Annotated in this window: 18 protein-coding genes; 7 read left to right on the plus strand and 11 right to left on the minus strand. The window is 39.7% G+C overall.

Going from position 1 to position 18,414, the window contains the following annotated elements:
* Positions 1 to 30: 30 nt before the first annotated feature.
* The 10 genes from JJN14_RS05110 to JJN14_RS05155 all read right to left on the minus strand — a co-directional run bounded on the left by JJN14_RS05110 (position 31) and on the right by JJN14_RS05155 (position 12,832).
* Positions 31 to 3,285, minus strand: a complete 3,255-nt coding sequence (locus JJN14_RS05110; protein ID WP_201058011.1) for a DEAD/DEAH box helicase family protein — start codon at positions 3,283 to 3,285, stop codon at positions 31 to 33.
* Positions 3,282 to 5,168, minus strand: coding sequence for an Eco57I restriction-modification methylase domain-containing protein (locus JJN14_RS05115; protein ID WP_201058012.1), 1,887 nt, complete (start codon positions 5,166 to 5,168; stop codon positions 3,282 to 3,284). Before JJN14_RS05115 ends, JJN14_RS05110 begins: the two co-directional genes overlap by 4 nt.
* A gap of 106 nt (positions 5,169 to 5,274) precedes the next feature.
* Complete coding sequence (locus JJN14_RS05120) at positions 5,275 to 6,084, minus strand: MBL fold metallo-hydrolase (RefSeq protein WP_201058013.1); 810 nt, start codon at positions 6,082 to 6,084, stop codon at positions 5,275 to 5,277.
* Position 6,085: 1 nt separating this feature from the next.
* A complete protein-coding gene (gene vicK / locus JJN14_RS05125; RefSeq protein ID WP_084863416.1) occupies positions 6,086 to 7,435 on the minus strand; it encodes a cell wall metabolism sensor histidine kinase VicK in 1,350 nt (449 codons plus the stop codon).
* Positions 7,428 to 8,135: a response regulator YycF gene (gene yycF / locus JJN14_RS05130; RefSeq protein ID WP_000722072.1), complete on the minus strand. Its 708-nt coding sequence runs from the start codon at positions 8,133 to 8,135 to the stop codon at positions 7,428 to 7,430. Before yycF ends, vicK begins: the two co-directional genes overlap by 8 nt.
* A 54-nt stretch (positions 8,136 to 8,189) precedes the next feature.
* Entirely contained in the window at positions 8,190 to 9,365 is a 1,176-nt protein-coding gene (gene mutY, locus JJN14_RS05135; protein ID WP_201058014.1) for an A/G-specific adenine glycosylase, read from the minus strand.
* An 82-nt stretch (positions 9,366 to 9,447) separates the two neighbouring features.
* A complete protein-coding gene (gene pta / locus JJN14_RS05140) occupies positions 9,448 to 10,422 on the minus strand; it encodes a phosphate acetyltransferase (protein ID WP_201058016.1) in 975 nt (324 codons plus the stop codon).
* A gap of 43 nt (positions 10,423 to 10,465) precedes the next feature.
* A complete protein-coding gene (locus JJN14_RS05145) occupies positions 10,466 to 11,362 on the minus strand; it encodes an RluA family pseudouridine synthase (protein ID WP_201058018.1) in 897 nt (298 codons plus the stop codon).
* Positions 11,359 to 12,177 carry an NAD kinase gene (locus JJN14_RS05150; RefSeq protein ID WP_201058019.1) on the minus strand — a complete coding sequence of 273 codons (819 nt, stop codon included), beginning with the start codon at positions 12,175 to 12,177 and terminating at the stop codon, positions 11,359 to 11,361. Before JJN14_RS05150 ends, JJN14_RS05145 begins: the two co-directional genes overlap by 4 nt.
* The gene (locus JJN14_RS05155) at positions 12,161 to 12,832 is read right to left on the minus strand and encodes a GTP pyrophosphokinase (RefSeq protein WP_201058021.1); all 672 of its coding nucleotides are present in this window, start codon (positions 12,830 to 12,832) and stop codon (positions 12,161 to 12,163) included. The genes JJN14_RS05150 and JJN14_RS05155 overlap by 17 nt, the downstream gene beginning before the upstream one ends.
* 128 nt (positions 12,833 to 12,960) lie before the next feature.
* Here JJN14_RS05155 and JJN14_RS05160 point away from each other — a divergent pair, with 128 nt between their 5' ends.
* The 7 genes from JJN14_RS05160 to JJN14_RS05190 all read left to right on the plus strand — a co-directional run bounded on the left by JJN14_RS05160 (position 12,961) and on the right by JJN14_RS05190 (position 17,732).
* Entirely contained in the window at positions 12,961 to 13,530 is a 570-nt protein-coding gene (locus tag JJN14_RS05160; RefSeq protein WP_201058023.1) for a CYTH domain-containing protein, read from the plus strand.
* A gap of 111 nt (positions 13,531 to 13,641) precedes the next feature.
* Positions 13,642 to 14,601, plus strand: a complete 960-nt coding sequence (locus JJN14_RS05165; RefSeq protein ID WP_001283818.1) for a ribose-phosphate diphosphokinase — start codon at positions 13,642 to 13,644, stop codon at positions 14,599 to 14,601.
* A 9-nt stretch (positions 14,602 to 14,610) separates the two neighbouring features.
* Positions 14,611 to 15,726 carry a cysteine desulfurase family protein gene (locus JJN14_RS05170; RefSeq protein ID WP_201058024.1) on the plus strand — a complete coding sequence of 372 codons (1,116 nt, stop codon included), beginning with the start codon at positions 14,611 to 14,613 and terminating at the stop codon, positions 15,724 to 15,726.
* 4 nt (positions 15,727 to 15,730) lie between these two features.
* On the plus strand, positions 15,731 to 16,078 hold the full coding sequence (locus tag JJN14_RS05175) for a DUF1831 domain-containing protein (RefSeq protein WP_000863540.1): 348 nt from the start codon (positions 15,731 to 15,733) through the stop codon (positions 16,076 to 16,078).
* Positions 16,079 to 16,085: 7 nt separating this feature from the next.
* Positions 16,086 to 16,301 carry a DUF4649 family protein gene (locus JJN14_RS05180; RefSeq protein ID WP_061864644.1) on the plus strand — a complete coding sequence of 72 codons (216 nt, stop codon included), beginning with the start codon at positions 16,086 to 16,088 and terminating at the stop codon, positions 16,299 to 16,301.
* 82 nt (positions 16,302 to 16,383) lie between these two features.
* Positions 16,384 to 17,025, plus strand: a complete 642-nt coding sequence (locus tag JJN14_RS05185) for a redox-sensing transcriptional repressor Rex (protein ID WP_201058026.1) — start codon at positions 16,384 to 16,386, stop codon at positions 17,023 to 17,025.
* A gap of 17 nt (positions 17,026 to 17,042) precedes the next feature.
* Positions 17,043 to 17,732: a gamma-glutamyl-gamma-aminobutyrate hydrolase family protein gene (locus tag JJN14_RS05190; protein ID WP_201058028.1), complete on the plus strand. Its 690-nt coding sequence runs from the start codon at positions 17,043 to 17,045 to the stop codon at positions 17,730 to 17,732.
* Here the strand turns inward: JJN14_RS05190 and radC are convergent.
* Positions 17,729 to 18,409 (minus strand): RadC family protein, encoded by a 681-nt coding sequence (gene radC / locus JJN14_RS05195; protein ID WP_201058030.1) that lies wholly within the window; start codon positions 18,407 to 18,409, stop codon positions 17,729 to 17,731. The genes JJN14_RS05190 and radC overlap by 4 nt on opposite strands.
* Between the last annotated feature and the right edge of the window lie 5 nt (positions 18,410 to 18,414).

Here is an 18,414-nt window from a genome sequence, read left to right on the forward strand (position 1 = left end):
GGGTCAGTACAAAGGCTCTCGCCTTCTTTTTTAATTGCATTCAAAATATTTATCAACCAACTCCTGAATTCTTCCTTCTTTAGCTGCTGGAATAGTATCTTCTAAAACAAAATTCTTCCTACTGATATCTTGAGAGAGATTTCCAAAGATAAAATTAGTCGAAATGTTATAGATAATTTCTGAAGGCGCAAATCCATAAACTTGATTTTCTAGGATATGTTTTAAGCGTTCTTCAGGATTTGGAAATACATCTTTTAAGCCATTACTATTGTATAGTCGCTTAACAAGTTCAGCAATATAGAGACCTGACTTCATGTACAAATCAATGAATGTCTTAGATGGATCATCAAAGATTCCTGGGCTTTCGTTCTCAAGTTCATCTACCATCCTCTTCACCACCCGTTTAGGAGTGAAAATCTGGTTGGTCTTTTGCGGTGGAATATAGTCAAAGATATCTTCTTTTTGATCTTTAAAATAATCTGCTAGCTCCTCTTTCTTGCGAAGAAATTCTTGAATGGCTTCATCAAATGTTGCTCGATCAAAGAGATGTCCTGAAAAATCCTGCCCACCATCTCTCAAATAACGAAATTGGTCAATCGTAATACCAGTCACCTCAAAGAAAACATGCTCAGGAACAAAGGTGTCAAAATTATCAAGCGTTAGGGAATGATCACCATAGGCCATGATAAAACTAGGGATTGTTCGTGCAAATCCTCGAAGGTGATCCCGGATTTCATCTTGAGCAGATTGTTTCAACTGTTCAACACGTTTGACCTCAACCTGTTCGATAAACTTCTCAGGCATTTTTTCCACTTCTTTTTTGAGTGTTTGTTCTAGTTTTTCTTTGTGGATGAGATTATTTTTTTCTATTCGTTTTTCAAGATCTTCTTGAATCTTATCTTTCTGCTCCTTATCATTTGCTTTCTTGAGCTGTTGCTGCAACTCTTCCTTGATATGAGCTTCAGAAATTTTTCTTTCGATATCATTTTTTCGAATTTCATTCTCAAATGTTGCTGTAATTTGCTTCTTGATTTGATCTGTTTCTCGAGTTTTTAGGTTATATTCACCTTTCAAATCTTCTACAATCACTGAAGAAACTGTCTTGCTCAAATCATTAACCAGCTGTTTTTGAGTTCTGTCCTCATCCTTAGTGAACAAATCTGTCACAGATTGACTAAGTCCATAGACTTTTTCACCAAAAAGTCGCATTTGCTGATTAATTACAATTTCATGGTCTACTACTGCATTTCCTTCATCATCCACTGTAACATCTGAAAAATCTAGTAAATCAGAAGGTGTTTGTAACTTGCCTTCCTTTTCAACTGGCAGCTCATTTAAAATATCTAGAACTGTTTGACTAGCTTGGAAAATACCGCTGATATTATCAAAAAGGAGATTGGACATAAAGCCACGTTTGAGGACTTCCCTAGCTTTTATTTGACGCGGTATAGTCAGAACTGCCTTGGCATCAATTTCAACCATCTTACCAGCACTATCTTCAGCTATGACAGGGAAGAAATTTAGTAATTCTCTGATATTTTCTTCACGAGTTGCGGAAGTTCCTCCACCTCCTGCAGTTGCAAGTGATAAGTTGTTCGCAAACTCATCAAAGAGAATCAGGGTTCTTTCTGGCGCAAAGTCAAAGACATAGGCTCTTTCTTTACGGAAGTGGTTTCCTTTGTTATCGCTCCATGAGTAAGGGTTTTGAGCACGGAAGGCAGCTTGCATATAAAGGGCAGGTGATTTCAAGTTTGATAACATCAATACGCCTGTCCATTCAGGGATAGTCACACCTGTCGTCAACTGACCAACGGATAGAGTAATGGTTTTGTCATTCTCTGCTATCGCCTTTCTAACCAAATCTAAGGATTTGAGTTTGACTTTATCGTCTTCTTCGGACATACGTCCATCACCTGCAGCTAGAACAATCTCATAGTTTTCATAAATTGGGTGTTCTTCTAGTAGTGCTTTTAAAGCTTTAGCTGAGGCTACACGTTCTAACAGCCAAAAAGTATGCTTGAGTTCATTACGAAGTTCTTTGGTTGAAAATGGATACTTTTCATTGCTTGATAGAGTATTTAGCCAATTTCTAACATCTTGCTCATGGATAAATTTCCCTTTATCATCTGTAGCGAAAAATTCACTCAAGTCAAAAGCATAGTCGATATTCTCTCCATCAAGTTGAGCCCCTTTTTCTAACTCCTCACCAATCATCTGAGACATTTGATAGGTAAAGAGATTTAATTGAGGCAAGCTCTCATATGGATTTTCCTCTTCTTGCTCAGGCGACCAATTCGTTTTGGCTGCCTGCTCATCAGCATAAGACCAGTTGTAGATTTGATCCTCTGTAAAATCTCCTTTGGCCAATGCCTTAAATGGTGTACCTGACAAATGAAGAGTGAAATTCCGTCGAATCTTATTAAAAGCTTGGTCTGTCTTAAAGGTATCAACTCCTTCGTGAGCCTCATCGATAACCAATAAATCCCAGTGGAGATCTGTAACCCATTTAAGTTTGTTATGCTCTCCACCTAGATAAGCAGAGCCTTTCAAGTCTTGAAGACTGATAAAAGCAAGTTGTCTTACATCGTCATCTAAAATACCAACAAATTCTTTTCGTGACAAGGTTGGACGACTTTTAAGGCTATCCGATTCAGAAACAAACTTGTAAGTCGTTTGACCTGCTATGAATTTTTCAAAATCATCATACCATGAGTTGGCAATGGCAGGTCTGTTTGTTACAATCAGGACATTGACAGCATCCATTCGACGAACTAGATCATAGGTAGACAAGGTTTTACCAAAGCGTGGCTTGGCATTCCAAAGGAACTTACCTCCTAGATGATTCTTGAAATAAGCTAATATCTTAGAAACTGCTTCTTCTTGCTCTTGTCGCAGAGTATAGTCCTGTCCTTGGCCAGGCTGATAACCTGACAAATCATGCTGAACAAACTTATCGAAAAGATTTTTAGATTTTTCAGGAGTTCCATTAAAGTAAAACCATTCCGTCTTGGGACGACGTTCCACATCATGGAAAGAAAGGAAATGGTGGAAATCATGGTCCTTAAAAGTCTTTCCCTTATCAGGTTCTTCTGTATAGGTCGCATCTCCAGTCCACAATATGTCTGTATCTATATGAGCAGTATGCGTTTGTTCTTTAATCCGTTGTCTGACATCACGCTCCGTATAACCAATCTTGATCCAGCCCTTATTGCTTGTTACCGTAGGTGTGGTGTAGGCATAGATTTTAGGATGAATTTCTTTCGAGGTTTTAATTTCTACCATCAATCCATCTCCCTTACATGAGTCTCAATAAAGGCAATGTGCTCTGGAGTGAGGTCAAAATATTCATATAACTGTCGGTCAATGTCTGATACCGACTGTGACCAGTCAATATCAGAATTGACCGAAAAATTAAATAAAGGTACTTTTGCCCACTTTTCTTTAGTGTTGTCCTGTGTAATTTTTAATACTCCCAACAATGCTCTTGCAAACTTTGTTTTGATGTATTTTAAACAATTAGAAGCCTCTGTATAAGTTTCAAAACCACCAATAGAAAGAAATGTCTCTGTAGCCCCGATTAGGGGTTCCCCGATTAGGGGTGTAGATAATACTTCACCTATTGCCCCACTTCCATTTGATTTTGGAATAAAAACTTTATATTTATAAAAGTGGTCAGGTAATGCAAAATTTTTTTCATCTGCATAATAATATACACGTTTTGAATTATACAACCCTAAAAAAGAAATCTGACTATCAAATTTCTTTTCTTCAAAGAAGATGATATTCTTTAAAATTCTAAAAGCACCTGACCCTACATCATATTTATGTCCTTTAGATTGTATTTTTTCAATTTCTGGATATTCTTCTAAAGCTCTTTTTGATAATTTATATACTCCTCTACCACTAACAATCTTAGTGAAAGAATCTAAATTTTTTGACATCACTAGATGTAAGATCTCATTTAATTCTTTAAATGGAGTAAAGGTATCAATTGGTTCAAATAAACTATTATTATCTTGATAAATGATTGCAACTCCACCTTTTATATCTGTACCTGAAAAAACCTTTGACGAGTCTTGTTCATAATATTCAACTTTAACGTGTTCATTTGTTAAAATTTTGTTATTCCAACTTTTTGGAGTTCCACCAGCATTAAACAAAAATCTTCCGGGAGTTATTAAAATGCTTCTATCAGCTATTTTAACCGATTCATCAAGAAAATTATGATAAACAGGAGGAGCAAATGAAACATTTTCTCCTAATGTATTATCCTGATATGGCGGATTTCCTATCACGACATCAAATTTCATTTCACTTTCCTCACTAGATAGGCGCTCAAAACCTATCATTTTATTTTTTTTCCAGTCTTTGATTTGGGTTTTAGATTCTTCTGCTTGTTCTACTTCCAGCTCATCGGAAAACAAGCTTAACTGTTGAGATTGCTTTTGTGTAGCTGAGTAAGGACTAATTTTTTTCAATCCATCCATCTGAAAGACATTGTAGGATATAATAGTCGCAATTTCTTTCTTTTGCTCTAATCTCGGTTGATTTCCAGTCTTTGCAAGATAGTAGTCTTCAAATGTCGCTAAAAGATTTTCACGCGCCAAAAGGAGAGAATCTCCTTGATACTCATATCCATAAGAAGCTCGATAAGCTTTTTTTACAAGTTCATAAAAGGTGACTTCATCTGAAACCTCACGACTAATCCGTTGTAGTTTTCTATCTACAAACCCAACTCGCTCAGATAATGGAATTTCCTCACCAGTTACTGTATCATAACGCGTTACCATATAAGGTGCTTCACCACAGGTGATTTCTAGCCAGCGTAATTGGATATAATCTTCAAGATCCAGAGCTTCAAGTTCAGCTTCCACATAGCCATTTTGCTTTTCAACCAACCAAGTTGGCGTAAAGACTTCGGCTCTAATCTTGGTTCGGTCTTTTTGCTCATACTTAGACTTTTCTGATCGGGGTTGAATCAAGTTTGCATAGGTTCCCGTCACCCTACTTGGAGTAATGCGGTCACTTGGAGCAAATCCCTTTCCCAACAATTCATAAGAATGAGTCGCCCAAACAATATTTTTCTTGGTCGTTCGATCTTTTAAAAGAATTTTTAATAAGTCAGCAGACTCCATAGCCAAACTTTCTTCACTAATATCTATTGTCATAAGCAACCTCTCTCGTACTATAAACCTTATTATATCATATTTTAAATGGTGTTTGGAGTAGAAAATAATAACTAAACATAACAAAAGAAGGCGCTCGCCTTCTTTTTTATATGTCTGTCAATGGTGTTGCGGTATCTGGTGAGGTATCATAAACCTTAAAGTCTACTCCGACTCCCAGATCAGCCTGGGCTAGCTGATTGACCATGGTCATGTGAGCTAGCTCCTTGATATTGTTTTCCTTAGACAAGTGACCAAGATAGATTTTCTTAGTGCGATTTCCTAGCGTCCGAATCATGGCTTCAGCACCGTCCTCGTTAGAAAGATGACCAAGATCCGATAGGATTCGTTGTTTGAGGCGCCAAGCATAGGAACCTGCTCGCAAAATCTCTACATCATGGTTGGACTCGATAAGATAGCCATCTGCATTCTCGACAATTCCTGCCATACGGTCACTAACATAACCTGTATCTGTCAAAAGGACAAAACTCTTGTCATCCTTCATAAAGCGATAGAACTGCGGTGCGACTGCATCATGGCTTACACCAAAACTCTCGATATCGATATCTCCAAATGTCTTGGTTTTGCCCATTTCAAAGATGTGCTTTTGCGAAGAATCTACCTTGCCAAGATACTTGCTATTTTCTATAGCTTGCCAAGTTTTTTCATTGGCATAAAGATCCATACCATACTTGCGAGCCAAAACTCCCACTCCATGGATATGATCTGAATGCTCATGGGTAATCAAGATGGCATCAAGGTCTTCTGGTTTGCGATTTATTTCAGAAAGTAGGCTGGTAATTTTCTTACCAGACAAGCCTGCATCCACTAAAAGCTTCTTTTTTGGGGTTTCCAGATAAAAGGAATTTCCACTGGAGCCCGACGCTAAAATACTGTATTTAAAGCCTATTTCACTCATTCTAGTCTTCTACTTCATCCTCCCATACTTCTTCTTTCACTGCATCCTTATCATAAGGGAGTACAATGGTAAAGGTTGAACCCTTACCGTATTCACTTTTGGCCCAAATAAAGCCATTATGTTGTTTGATAATTTCTTTAGCAATAGACAGTCCCAAACCTGTTCCACCTTGAGCACGACTTCTAGCACGGTCAACACGGTAGAAACGGTCAAAAATACGTGGTAAATCCTGCTTAGGAATACCCAAGCCTTGGTCTGAGATTGATAAAATCATCTGATCATCAGTTGTCTTCATGGTCACTGTGATTTTCCCACCATCTGGTGAATACTTAATGGCATTGTTAAGAATATTATCAATCACCTGCGTCATTTTGTCTGTATCAATTTCAATCCAGACAGACGTGATCGGATAATCTCTAACCAATTCGTATTTCTTCTCTTCATCTGATCCCCTCATCTTATCAAAACGGTTAAGAATAAAAGTAATAAAAGCTGTAAAGTTAATCAGTTCCACATCTAGATGACTGGTTGCATTATCAATACGTGAAAGATGGAGAAGATCCGTCACCATCCGCATCATACGGTTTGTTTCGTCTAGAGACACCTTGATAAAGTCTGGAGCGACAGGTTCTGACAAGGCACCCTCATCCAAGGCTTCAAGATAGGATTTTACGCTGGTCAGAGGCGTCCGTAGCTCATGACTAACGTTGGAAACAAAGAGCCTCCGTTCCCGTTCTTCCTTCTCCTGCTCCGTCGTATCATGCAAAACTGCAACCAACCCTGAGATAAAGCCAGACTCTCGACGAACCAAGGCAAAACGTACACGAAGGCTCAGATATTCACCATTGGCATCCTGAGAATCAATCATAAGCTCAGGAACTTGGGTAATCAAATCACGAAGTTCATACTCATCTTCAATCTCAAGCAATTCTAGGATACTTTTGTTTAGAACATCTTCTTTCTGAACACCTAGCTGTTTCTTAGCCATGTCATTAATCATAGTAATCTTGCCACGACGATTGGTCGCAAGGACTCCATCCGTCATGTAAGACAGGATACTATGTAATCTTTTACTCTCCTGTTCCAGATTTTCCTGGGTTAGACGAATTACTTCTGATAAATCATTGAGATTATTGGTAATATTAGTGATTTCAGAGCTTCCCTGCATGTCCAACACCTGAGAATAATCTCCTGCAATCAGGTCTTTTACCTTTTGATTGATTTGCTTCAGCCGAATATTATCCCGACGATTTTCTAGCAAGAGTAAGGTAACAATCAAGATAAAGCCCAATAAAATCAAAATAAAGATAAAATCACTGGTAAGAATGTTTTTTCTAATCAATTCAATCATTATTTCTCATATAATAACCAACACCGCGACGTGTTAGAATATATTCTGGACGACTTGGCGTGTCTTCAATCTTCTCACGCAAACGTCTGATAGTTACGTCGACTGTTCGAACATCTCCGAAATAATCATAACCCCAGACAGTTTCAAGCAAGTGTTCACGCGTAATTACTTGACCGATATGAGACGCCAAGTGATACAAAAGCTCAAATTCACGGTGGGTTAAGTCTAGTTCTTCACCATATTTTTTAGCAACATAGGCATCTGGAACAATCTCCAAGTCCCCAATTTGCAAGGGTTGGGTTTTCTTTTCATCAGACTCTTGATTATCTACAGAAACCAAGTCCGTACGACGAAGAAGAGCTTTAACACGCGCCTGCAATTCACGATTCGAGAAGGGTTTTGTCACATAGTCATCCGCCCCAAGCTCTAAACCGATAACCTTATCAAATTCACTGTCTTTGGCAGAAAGCATGATAATAGGTACACTACTTGTCTTGCGAATAGTCTTAGCAACTTCTAGACCATCAATTTCTGGAAGCATCAAATCCAGAATAATAATATCTGGCTGCTCTGCTTCAAATTGTTCTAGCGCTTCACGGCCATTAAAAGCAGTTACAACCTCGTAACCTTCCTTGGTCATATTAAACTTGATAATATCCGAGATTGGTTTTTCATCATCTACAATTAATATTTTTTTCATTTGTTCACCTTTTTCTCTACTATTATACCAAAAAATAACAAGAAGACACAATAGCTAGTCTTTGCTACCGTCTAAGTTGGCTTGTGCATAAGCCTGCCAGATTTTTTGTTGGGGTTTGGCAAGTGGGTAATTCTGAAACTCTTCTGGTGAAAGCCAGCGAACTTCCCTAACTGAAAAGTCATGGAAGTCAGTCACCTGGCCTGCTACAATTTGAACATGCCACTTGCGATGACTAAAGACATGCTTGACAGTCTCAAAACAAACATCAAGCCAATCAACATCTAAGTCATAGTCCTGCTGGAAACTCTCTTCTGGACTGGGACCAAAGTTCACATTTTCTTCTGCAACCTGATGAAAGAGGTCAAACTGCTCTCCTTGCGAAAAGTTATCAACTTCTATCAAGGGGAAATGCCAAAAACCGGCCAATAGCTTTTCACTTTCATTTTTTTCAAGTAAAAATTGTCCCTGAGCATTTTTGACCACCAAGGCTTTAAGATAAATAGGAACCGGCTTTTTCTTTGGAGCCTTGATTGGATAACGGTCCATTGTTCCATTCTGATATGCTGCACTAAAGTCCTTAACTGGGCTTTCTTCTGGTCTGGGATTTACAGGTGCCTCAATATCTGAGCCCAAGTCCATCAAAGCTTGGTTAAAGTCACCAGGACGTTCTGGGTCAATCAAGATTTCCATCATTGCCTGAAAAATTTTGCGATTACTTGGAATGCCAATATCATGATTGACTTCGAACATACGAGCCAAAACCCTCATAACATTGCCATCTACAGCCGGCTCAGGCAAGTTAAAAGCAATACTGGAAATGGCTCCTGCAGTGTAAGGACCAATCCCTTTCAAACTGGAAATTCCTTCATAGGTGTTTGGAAATCGACCACCAAAAGCCGTCATAATCTGCTGGGCTGCAGCCTGCATATTGCGCACTCGAGAATAATAACCCAAACCTTCCCAAGCCTTCAACAAACGCTCTTCAGGGGCATTCGCCAAACTTTCCACTGTTGGAAACCAGTCCAAGAATCGTTCGTAGTAAGGGATAACCGTATCCACCCTGGTCTGCTGGAGCATAATCTCAGAAACCCAGATATAATAAGGATTTTTACTTCTACGCCACGGTAAATCTCTTTTGTTTTCATCATACCAAGCGAGAAGTTTCTCACGGAAAGAAATAATCTTCTCCTCCGGCCACATGACGATACCGTATTCTTTCAAATCTAACATATCTCTAGTATAACACAGAAGACTCTAACTGTCCTTTTCCTAGTATTAAAAAGCCTCTTTCCAAGGGAAAGAGGACTAAATCTTATTGATGAACTGCTTGAGCTGCTGTGATAAGGGTCAACTTATACACATCATCCGCATTACATCCACGAGAAAGGTCATTAACTGGCTTGTTCAAACCTTGCAAAACAGGTCCTACAGCCGCAAAACCACCAAGGCGTTCGGCCATCTTGTAGCCAATATTTCCTGCCTCGATACCTGGGAAGATAAAGACATTTGCTTGACCAGCTACTGTACTTCCAGGAGCTTTCAAAGCTGCAGTTTCGGGAACAAAGGCCGCATCAAATTGCAACTCACCATCGATTTCGAGGTCAGGGCGCAAGTCGTGAGCAATTTTAGTTGCTTCAACGACCTTATCGACGCTTTCACCAAATCCTGAACCTTTAGTAGAATAGCTTAGCATAGCAATTTTAGGTTCGATGCCAAACATCTTAGCTGTGATTGCTGAGTTGATGGCAATTTCAGCCAAGGCTTCTGCATCAGGATTGATATTGATAGCACAGTCTCCAAATAGGTAACGTTCCGTACCACGAACCATGAGGAAGGCACCTGACGTACGCGTTACATTTGGACGAGTTTTGATAATTTGAAGGGCTGGGCGAACTGTTGAAGCAGTTGAGTGAATCGCTCCTGACACCATTCCATCAACCAAGCCCAAGTATACCAACATAACACCAAAGTAGTTAACATCTTCAACCAAAACCTTGCGTGCATCTTCTTCAGATATTTTGCCCTTACGACGCTCTACCAAAGCAGTAACCATTTCTTCAAATTGAGGATAGTGTTGAGGGTCAATGACTTCATAGCCATCTGCAATACCTTCAATTTCAAGATAAATTTTAATTTTTTCAGGATTTCCAAGCAAAACAGGAATCACTTCTGTTTCTTTTACCAAGCGTTTAGTTGCTTGAAGAATACGAGGTTCTTCCCCTTCAGGGAGAACGATACGAGCATTTTTACCAACCAAGTTGGCTTTGAGACTTTCAAAAACTTCCATGAGTTTTCTCCTTTAAGATAATAATTATACTCTGAAACTGTTTTTATAGAGTATTAGTTGATAACTGGGTAATAAGGTTGCTAAAATCATCCGGCAAGGGACTTTCTAACTGCAAGTCTTGCTCTAAAAATGGATGATAAAAAGTTAAGGAATGACAATGTAGGGCCTGGCGCTGAATTCCATCGTCTAGACTACCACCGTACAAGTCATCTCCCAACAAAGGAAAACCAATATGAGAAAAATGGACTCGGATTTGGTGGGTTCGCCCAGTGTGCAAACGAATATCTACCAAGTGAATATTTCCATAAGAAGCTACAATCTTGTAAGAAGTATGAGCATACTTTCCACCTTTAGCCACACGTCTGGTGATAATAGATTCTTCATCACGAGCAATCGGGGCAATAATTTCTCCCTCTTGCTCCAAGTGTCCATCACCTTTAACTAAAGCAAAGTAGCGTTTTTCAATGGACTTCTTCTGCAACTGCTTGTCTAATCGTGCGTGGGCATAGCCGTGCTTGGCAAAGAGCATCAAGCCAGAAGTGTCCCTATCAAGTCTTGTCACAATGTGAACCTGCTGATTTTCATAGTCTTGCTTGACGTAGTAACCCTTGATAAAATTGGCAATGGTATTGGAGTGATTGACACTAGGAATAGAAGCCACTCCATAGGGTTTATTTAAGACTAGAAAATGGTCATCCTCATAGAGAATATCCAGTGGGCGCTCGATAGCTTCTAGAGTTTCAAAGCCTTCCTCAGCGGGAATATCGATGATAACTAGGTCTCCAATATCCAATAGATAGGTTGCATTTTGCGGTTGGTCATTGACCAGAATAGCTCCACCCCAAAACTTAATCTTGGCCAGAAGCCCCTTAGAAACCTCGTGCTTTTTCAAAAAGGTCTTAACCTTGACATGCTCATCTGCGATAAATTCAAACCTCATTCGTCCACCTCACCGATGAAAGCATCCTTAACACGGTTCCAAAAACTGGTATGGCTAGGTGATGCGACAAAGTGAATCTTATGATGGTCGATTTGATACTCGATTCGCTCAATATTGCGGAAGGAATAAACGCTATTGTCAACCGAAATGGTGTGGTAATCATTTCTTGTTGGAATGAGATCAATCTTGTCCTTCTTAGGCACAATAATGGAAGAGCCCAGCGTTCGATAGACACGATTATTTAGGCTGGCAATTTCCGTCAACTGAAGAGCTTCAATGGTAGGATGTAACACTGCACCGCCAAGAGACTTATTATAAGCCGTACTACCAGTCGGTGTCGAAACTGTTAGCCCATCTCCACGAAAACGTTCAAAGTGGACACCGTTAATCACAACATCCGCCACCATGGTTCGATCAGACCTGCGGATACTGGCTTCATTCAGTGCTCTAAAAATCTTCACTTCACCATTTTCAAGAAAAACCTTCACATTCAGAACAGGGTATGAGACTCTTGCTCCGGTATCTAGCTGCAAATTAGTCACTAGCTTGTCCAACTCAAAATCACGGTAGTCCGTATAGAAACCCAAATGTCCAGTGTGAACACCAATGAAGCGGACCTTGTCAAGCTGGTTTTCGTACTTATGAAAGGCCGACAAGAGCATACCATCCCCACCAATGGAAATGACAATGTCCGGATTGGTATCATTGAGTATAAACTGATTTCTCTTCAAACGATCTCGCAATTCATACAAAACCCTTTGACTCTGTGGTTTCCTATTAGCTATCAGGTCAATTCGTTTACCTGTATTCTTCATCTGTATCGTCACTGTTTCCTACACCATCATTTAATTTTCTACTCAAAGGATCAAAAAGTGCCTGGGCTTCTTGGATATCATCACGAATTTTACCCATTTCTTCATCCAACTGATGGGCAATCTTGGCCGTGATTTCCAGCCGCTTCTTAATCTCCTCTGGGAAATCCCCTTGGTACTTGTAGTTGAGAGAATGTTCTATCGTTGCCCAGAAATTCATGGCCAAAGTACGAATTTGAATTTCCGCCAAAATGGTCTTTGCTCCATTGATGGTGTCAACCGTATATTCTACTACCACATGATAGGAACGGTAGCCTGATGCTTTTCGATGAGTAATGTAATCTCGCTCCTGTATGATTCGCATATCCTGACGTTTGCGCAAAATATCCACTACTTCCTTAACGTCATCTACAAACTGAACCATCACACGCAAACCAGCAATATCTTGCAAATCGTGTTCCAAGGTCGCATAAGTAATGCCACGCCGAGCCATTTTTTCCCTGATGCTCTCAATCGGCTTGACTCGACCAGTCACAAACTCAATAGGAGAATGCTTATTTTGCTTACGATATTGCTTCCGAATACCACGTAGTTTAATCTTTAACTCACCAACAGCTTGAATGTAAGGATCTAGAAATTCTTCCCATTCTAAGGTCATATATTCTCCCTTGTTCTCATATTATCCTTCAAAAATATCTTTGATTTTTTCTCCAGATTCATATACAATAAATACAATGCTTATTATACCATAAATCCGCTTTCAACGATAAAGAAAAGGTAAGAAAAATGAAACATTTAGAAATTGAATTGAAAACACTCTTGAAAAAAGATGAATACAATCGTCTAAAGGACCAGTTCACAGACGTCACTCCTGTTCTTCAAAAAAATTACTACATAGACACGCCTGATTTTGAACTGAGAGAAAAGAAAGTTGCTATGCGCATTCGAACCTTTGAAGACTGGGCAGAATTGACACTCAAAGTCCCACAAAGTGTTGGAAACATGGAATACAACCAAAAATTGCAACTAAAAGATGCTGAAAACTATCTGAGCAAGAAAGAACTTCCTCAGGGGCTGATTCTTGATAAATTAGCTAAACATGGTATCCAGAGCAAGAACTGGCAGGTGCTCGGTTGTCTAACGACACTTCGCTATGAAATGCAAACAGCTATTGGTCTCATGGCGTTGGATGAAAGTCAGTACTTTGATATTACAGATTACGAATTGGAGCTTGAAGTAGAAAATCACGAGCAAGGCAAAGAAGATTTCCAGCAATTTTTAGAGGAAAATCAGATTGATTATCAAAAAGCTCCCTCAAAATTGGTTCGATTTATCAAAAGCATGAAAAATAGCTGAAATAATCTCTATTTTTTGGTAAAATAGAAAAGATAAAATACAAAAATCCAAGTTCATATAGGCTAGGCAGATATAGCTAGGATTTAGAAAGTTTACAGAGGACGGTCTATAATGTCAGATAGAAAAAACATGAAACTTTTCGCACTCAACTCTAACCAAGAGATTGCACAGAAAATTGCACAAGCTGTTGGTGTGCCACTTGGAAAACTATCATCACGTCAATTTTCAGACGGAGAAATCCAAGTGAATATCGAAGAAAGTGTCCGTGGTTATGATGTTTACATCATCCAATCAACAAGTTTCCCTGTTAACAACCACCTAATGGAATTGTTAATCATGGTCGATGCTTGTGTTCGCGCAAGTGCCCACAGTATCAACGTTGTCCTTCCATATTTTGGCTATGCACGTCAAGACCGTATCGCTTCACCACGTGAGCCACTTACAGCTAAACTAGTTGCCAATATGCTGGTTAAGGCTGGTGTTGATCGTATCCTTACGCTTGATTTGCATGCTGTTCAGGTGCAAGGCTTCTTTGATATTCCTGTCGATAACCTTTTCACAGTTCCCCTATTTGCAAAACATTATTGCGATAAGGGCTTACTTGGGTCAGATGTTGTTGTCGTCAGCCCTAAAAATTCAGGTGTAAAGCGTGCCCGTAGCTTGGCTGAGTATCTTGATGCTCCTATCGCCATTATCGACTACCCTCAAGACGATGCTACTCGCAACGAAGGTTATATTATCGGTGATGTTGAAGGTAAGAAAGCCATCTTGATTGACGATATTTTAAATACTGGACGCACCTTCTCTGAAGCTGCTAAAATCGTTGAACGTGAAGGGGCTACAGAAATTTATGCTGTTTCTAGCCACGGTCTCTTCGTTGAGGGAGCTGCTGAACTTCTCGACAATACTAATATTAAAGAAATTCTTGTGACTGATTCAGTAGCAACAAAAGAAAAAACTCCTAAAAACGTATGCTACATCACTGCTAGTGAGTTAATTGGTGATGCCATCGTCCGTATCCACGAAAGAAAACCAGTCAGCCCACTCTTTGCCTACAACAAAAAGAAATAAGGTGATTCTTTGATTTATTTGGACAATGCTGCAACGACTCCCATGTCAACAGTTGCTATTTCAGCTATGACCAAGGTTATGCAAGAAACCCATGGCAATCCTTCTAGTATTCATGGTCATGGTCGTCAAGCTGGAAAACTCTTGAGAGAAGCCCGTCAGGAACTAGCCCAGTTACTGGGGACAAAACCTCAACATATCTTTTTCACTTCTGGTGGTACTGAAGGAAACAATACTGCCATCATTGGCTACTGCCTTCGTCATCAAGAACAAGGAAAACATATCATCACAACTGCCATTGAGCACCATGCTGTCCTTGAAACGATTGATTACTTGGTTCAACACTTTGGGTTTGAAGCAACCATTATCCAGCCAGAAAATCAAGAAATCACAGCTCAACAAATTCAAAAAGCTTTACGTGACGATACGATTTTGGTTTCAACCATGTTTGCCAATAATGAGACAGGAAACCTACTGCCCATTGCTGAAATTGGCCAAATACTCAAGCAACACCCTGCCGCCTATCATGTCGATGCAGTTCAGGCTATTGGCAAAATACCAATTCATCCCGAAGAATTGGGCATTGATTTTCTCACCGCTTCTGCCCATAAATTCCATGGCCCTAAGGGAATCGGCTTTCTCTACGCATCTAGCATGGACTTTGATTCCTATCTACATGGCGGAGACCAAGAACAGAAAAAACGTGCAGGGACTGAAAATCTAGCTGCCATAGTGGCTATGGTTGCAGCCCTAAAAGAAGACCTAGAAAAGCAAGAAGAACATTTTCAACATGTACAAAATTTAGACACTGCCTTTCTTGCAGAGCTAGAGGACATTCAATATTACTTGAATAGAGGAGAACATCATCTCCCTTATGTTCTCAATATTGGATTTCCTGGTCAGAAAAATGACCTCTTACTCCTTCGTCTAGATTTAGCTGGAATTTCAATCTCTACTGGCTCAGCTTGCACTGCAGGCATTGTACAATCCAGCCATGTTCTTGAAGCCATGTACGGGGCAAATTCAGAACATCTGAAGGAATCCGTTCGTATCAGTTTGTCGCCAGAAAATACTGTTGAAGACCTACATACCCTCGCAAAAACCTTAAAAGAAATTATCGGAGGTTAGCCATATGGCATTTGAAAAAACCATTCAGTTAAAAAATTGTCGTTACGACTACACTCTTAGCCCTTCTGTTAAAAAATTCACCCTTAAGGACAATACCTTTTTTGAGACTAAGGTTGGTAACTATGAATTGACTCGCCTTTTGGAAAAAGTTCCGAACAGCGGTGAGGGATTCCAACTCAAAATCATCATTAACAAGGAACTTACAGGTGCTAAAATCAATATCACTGACAAGTTTGGACTACGTCTAGTTGATATTTTCAAATCAGAAGACCACCACATTCATCAGGAAAAATTCTATTTCCTCATGGATAGCTTGGTAGAACGTGGTGTCTTTACAAAATCGGAAAGATAGAGCCAAAATGTTTGAACTGACCTATAAGGACAGCTATCATCTAGAGCGCACTCTCAAGTATGAGGATTATGAGGCTCTCATGCTGGCTCTGTCAGGATGTGTGACTCTGCCAGATACACTTTATGTAACTTCTTTGACCTTTAAAGGGCAAGAAGTTTACCAAGGACTGGTCGGAGACCTCTACCGTTTTCTATCACATGCAGATTTTTTACATCAAAACTAAGATTTTTCTTAGTTTTTTCTTGTTTTTGTTGATTTTTTCACAATGTTTCTATAAAATAGAAGAATAGAAAGGTTGTGATTTTGTGAAAGATAAACAGTCTGCTATTCCAAAAGCTACAGCAAAAAGACTCTCTCTCTACTATCGAATTTTTAAGAGATTTCATGCAGAAAAGATTGAACGTGCCAACTCTAAGCAAATTGCAGAGGCCATTGGGATTGATTCCGCGACCGTACGTCGTGATTTTTCCTATTTTGGTGAACTAGGTCGACGTGGTTTTGGCTATGATATCAAAAAACTGATGACATTTTTTGCCGATTTGCTCAATGATAACTCGATCACCAATGTTATGCTGGTAGGTATTGGCAATATGGGCCATGCCCTTCTCCACTACCGCTTCCACGAACGTAACAAGATGAAGATTATCATGGCCTTTGACCTAGATGACCATCCTGAAGTTGGTACCCAAACTCCCGACGGGATTCCTATTTACGGAATTTCTCAAATCAAGGATAAAATTCAGAATGCTGATGTGAAGACTGCTATCCTGACTGTTCCTAGCGTTAAATCCCAAGAGGTTGCCAATCTCTTGGTGGATGCTGGCGTAAAAGGGATTCTCAGTTTTTCACCAGTCCATCTGCATTTACCAAAAGACGTGGTCGTTCAATATGTCGATTTGACAAGTGAACTCCAAACCCTCCTCTATTTCATGCGAAAAGAGGATTAGAAAGCGAAAATCATTTTATGAAAAAACCAGTTATTGGGATTACAGGAAACGAAAAAACTCATCCAGATGATGACATCATGATGAGCTACGTAGCAAAAGGCTTTGTTGAAGGCGTTAAAGACGCTGGAGGGATTCCCATCATCCTACCGATTGGTGATCAAGAAATGGCTAGCCACTATATCAGCATGATTGACAAACTCATCTTGACAGGTGGGCAAAATGTTGATCCAAAATTCTATGGTGAACCAAAAAACATTGATAGCGATGACTACCACCTTCAAAGAGATATCTTTGAACTAGCCCTCATTAAGGAAGCTATTAAACAGAAAAAGCCAATTTTTTCTGTCTGCCGTGGAACTCAACTCTTTAACGTTGCTATGGGTGGAACTTTGTATCAAGATATCGAAGACCACTGGCAGGATTGTTCTGTCGAATACACAACCCAGCGCTTGGTAACCGAACCAGATACTGTTCTTCGAGAAATCTATGGAGAAATCTCCCATATCAACTCCTTTCACCACCAGAGTATCAAGGATTTAGCTCCCAACTTAAAGATTGCAGCTCATGATCCTAAGGATGGTATCATTGAAGCTGTCATAAGTACAGATGATGTTGCCTTTCTCGGTGTCCAATGGCATCCAGAATTTCTATTTGAAAATCGTCCCAAAGATAAAAATCTCTTTGACTATGTCGTTAATGAACTTTAGATTAAATCTGTCTTTTCACGGTAACTAAAATAGCTGGAGTTAGAGACAATCAAATGGTCTAAGAGAACAATTCCCATCAGATCGCAGGCTTCCTTGACAAGTTTAGTGACATGATCATCATTTCGGCTGGGGGCTACCGCTCCTGAAGGATGATTGTGAACCAAGATGAGAGAGGTCGCCATATGCTTAATGGCATAATGAAGAATCTCTCGCGGCTCAGCGATACTACGAGTGGCAGAGCCGATAAAAATCGTCTGCTGATGGATGATTTGATTTTGAGTATTGAGATAGAGCGCCACCAGGTGCTCTTGTTTTTTATGGCCCAATTCCTGTTGCATCTTCTTGGCCAACTTTTGACTGCTGAGAATACTTTCCATCTCAAGAGTCTCGTGTTTATGAATACGATGTCCCAGTTCAATCATGGCTTGTAACTCTATTGCCTTAACTCGCCCGATACCAGATAGACTCTGCAATTCCTGCAGGGTCATTTTTTTCAATTCTGTTAGGCTTGAAAGATTGTTCAAGACTTTCTGGGCAATTTCAAAAACACTGGACTGACGTGTCCCTGTCCTGAGTAAAATAGCTAGCAACTCTTGGTTACTGAGCGCTTCCACTCCTTCTTGGGCAAGTCTTTCTCTTGGCAATAGTGAATCTTCTTGGAATGAAATACTGTACATAAAAA

This window comes from Streptococcus mitis (assembly GCF_016658865.1).
In the GTDB taxonomy this organism is placed as follows: Bacteria; Bacillota; Bacilli; order Lactobacillales; family Streptococcaceae; genus Streptococcus; species Streptococcus mitis_BT.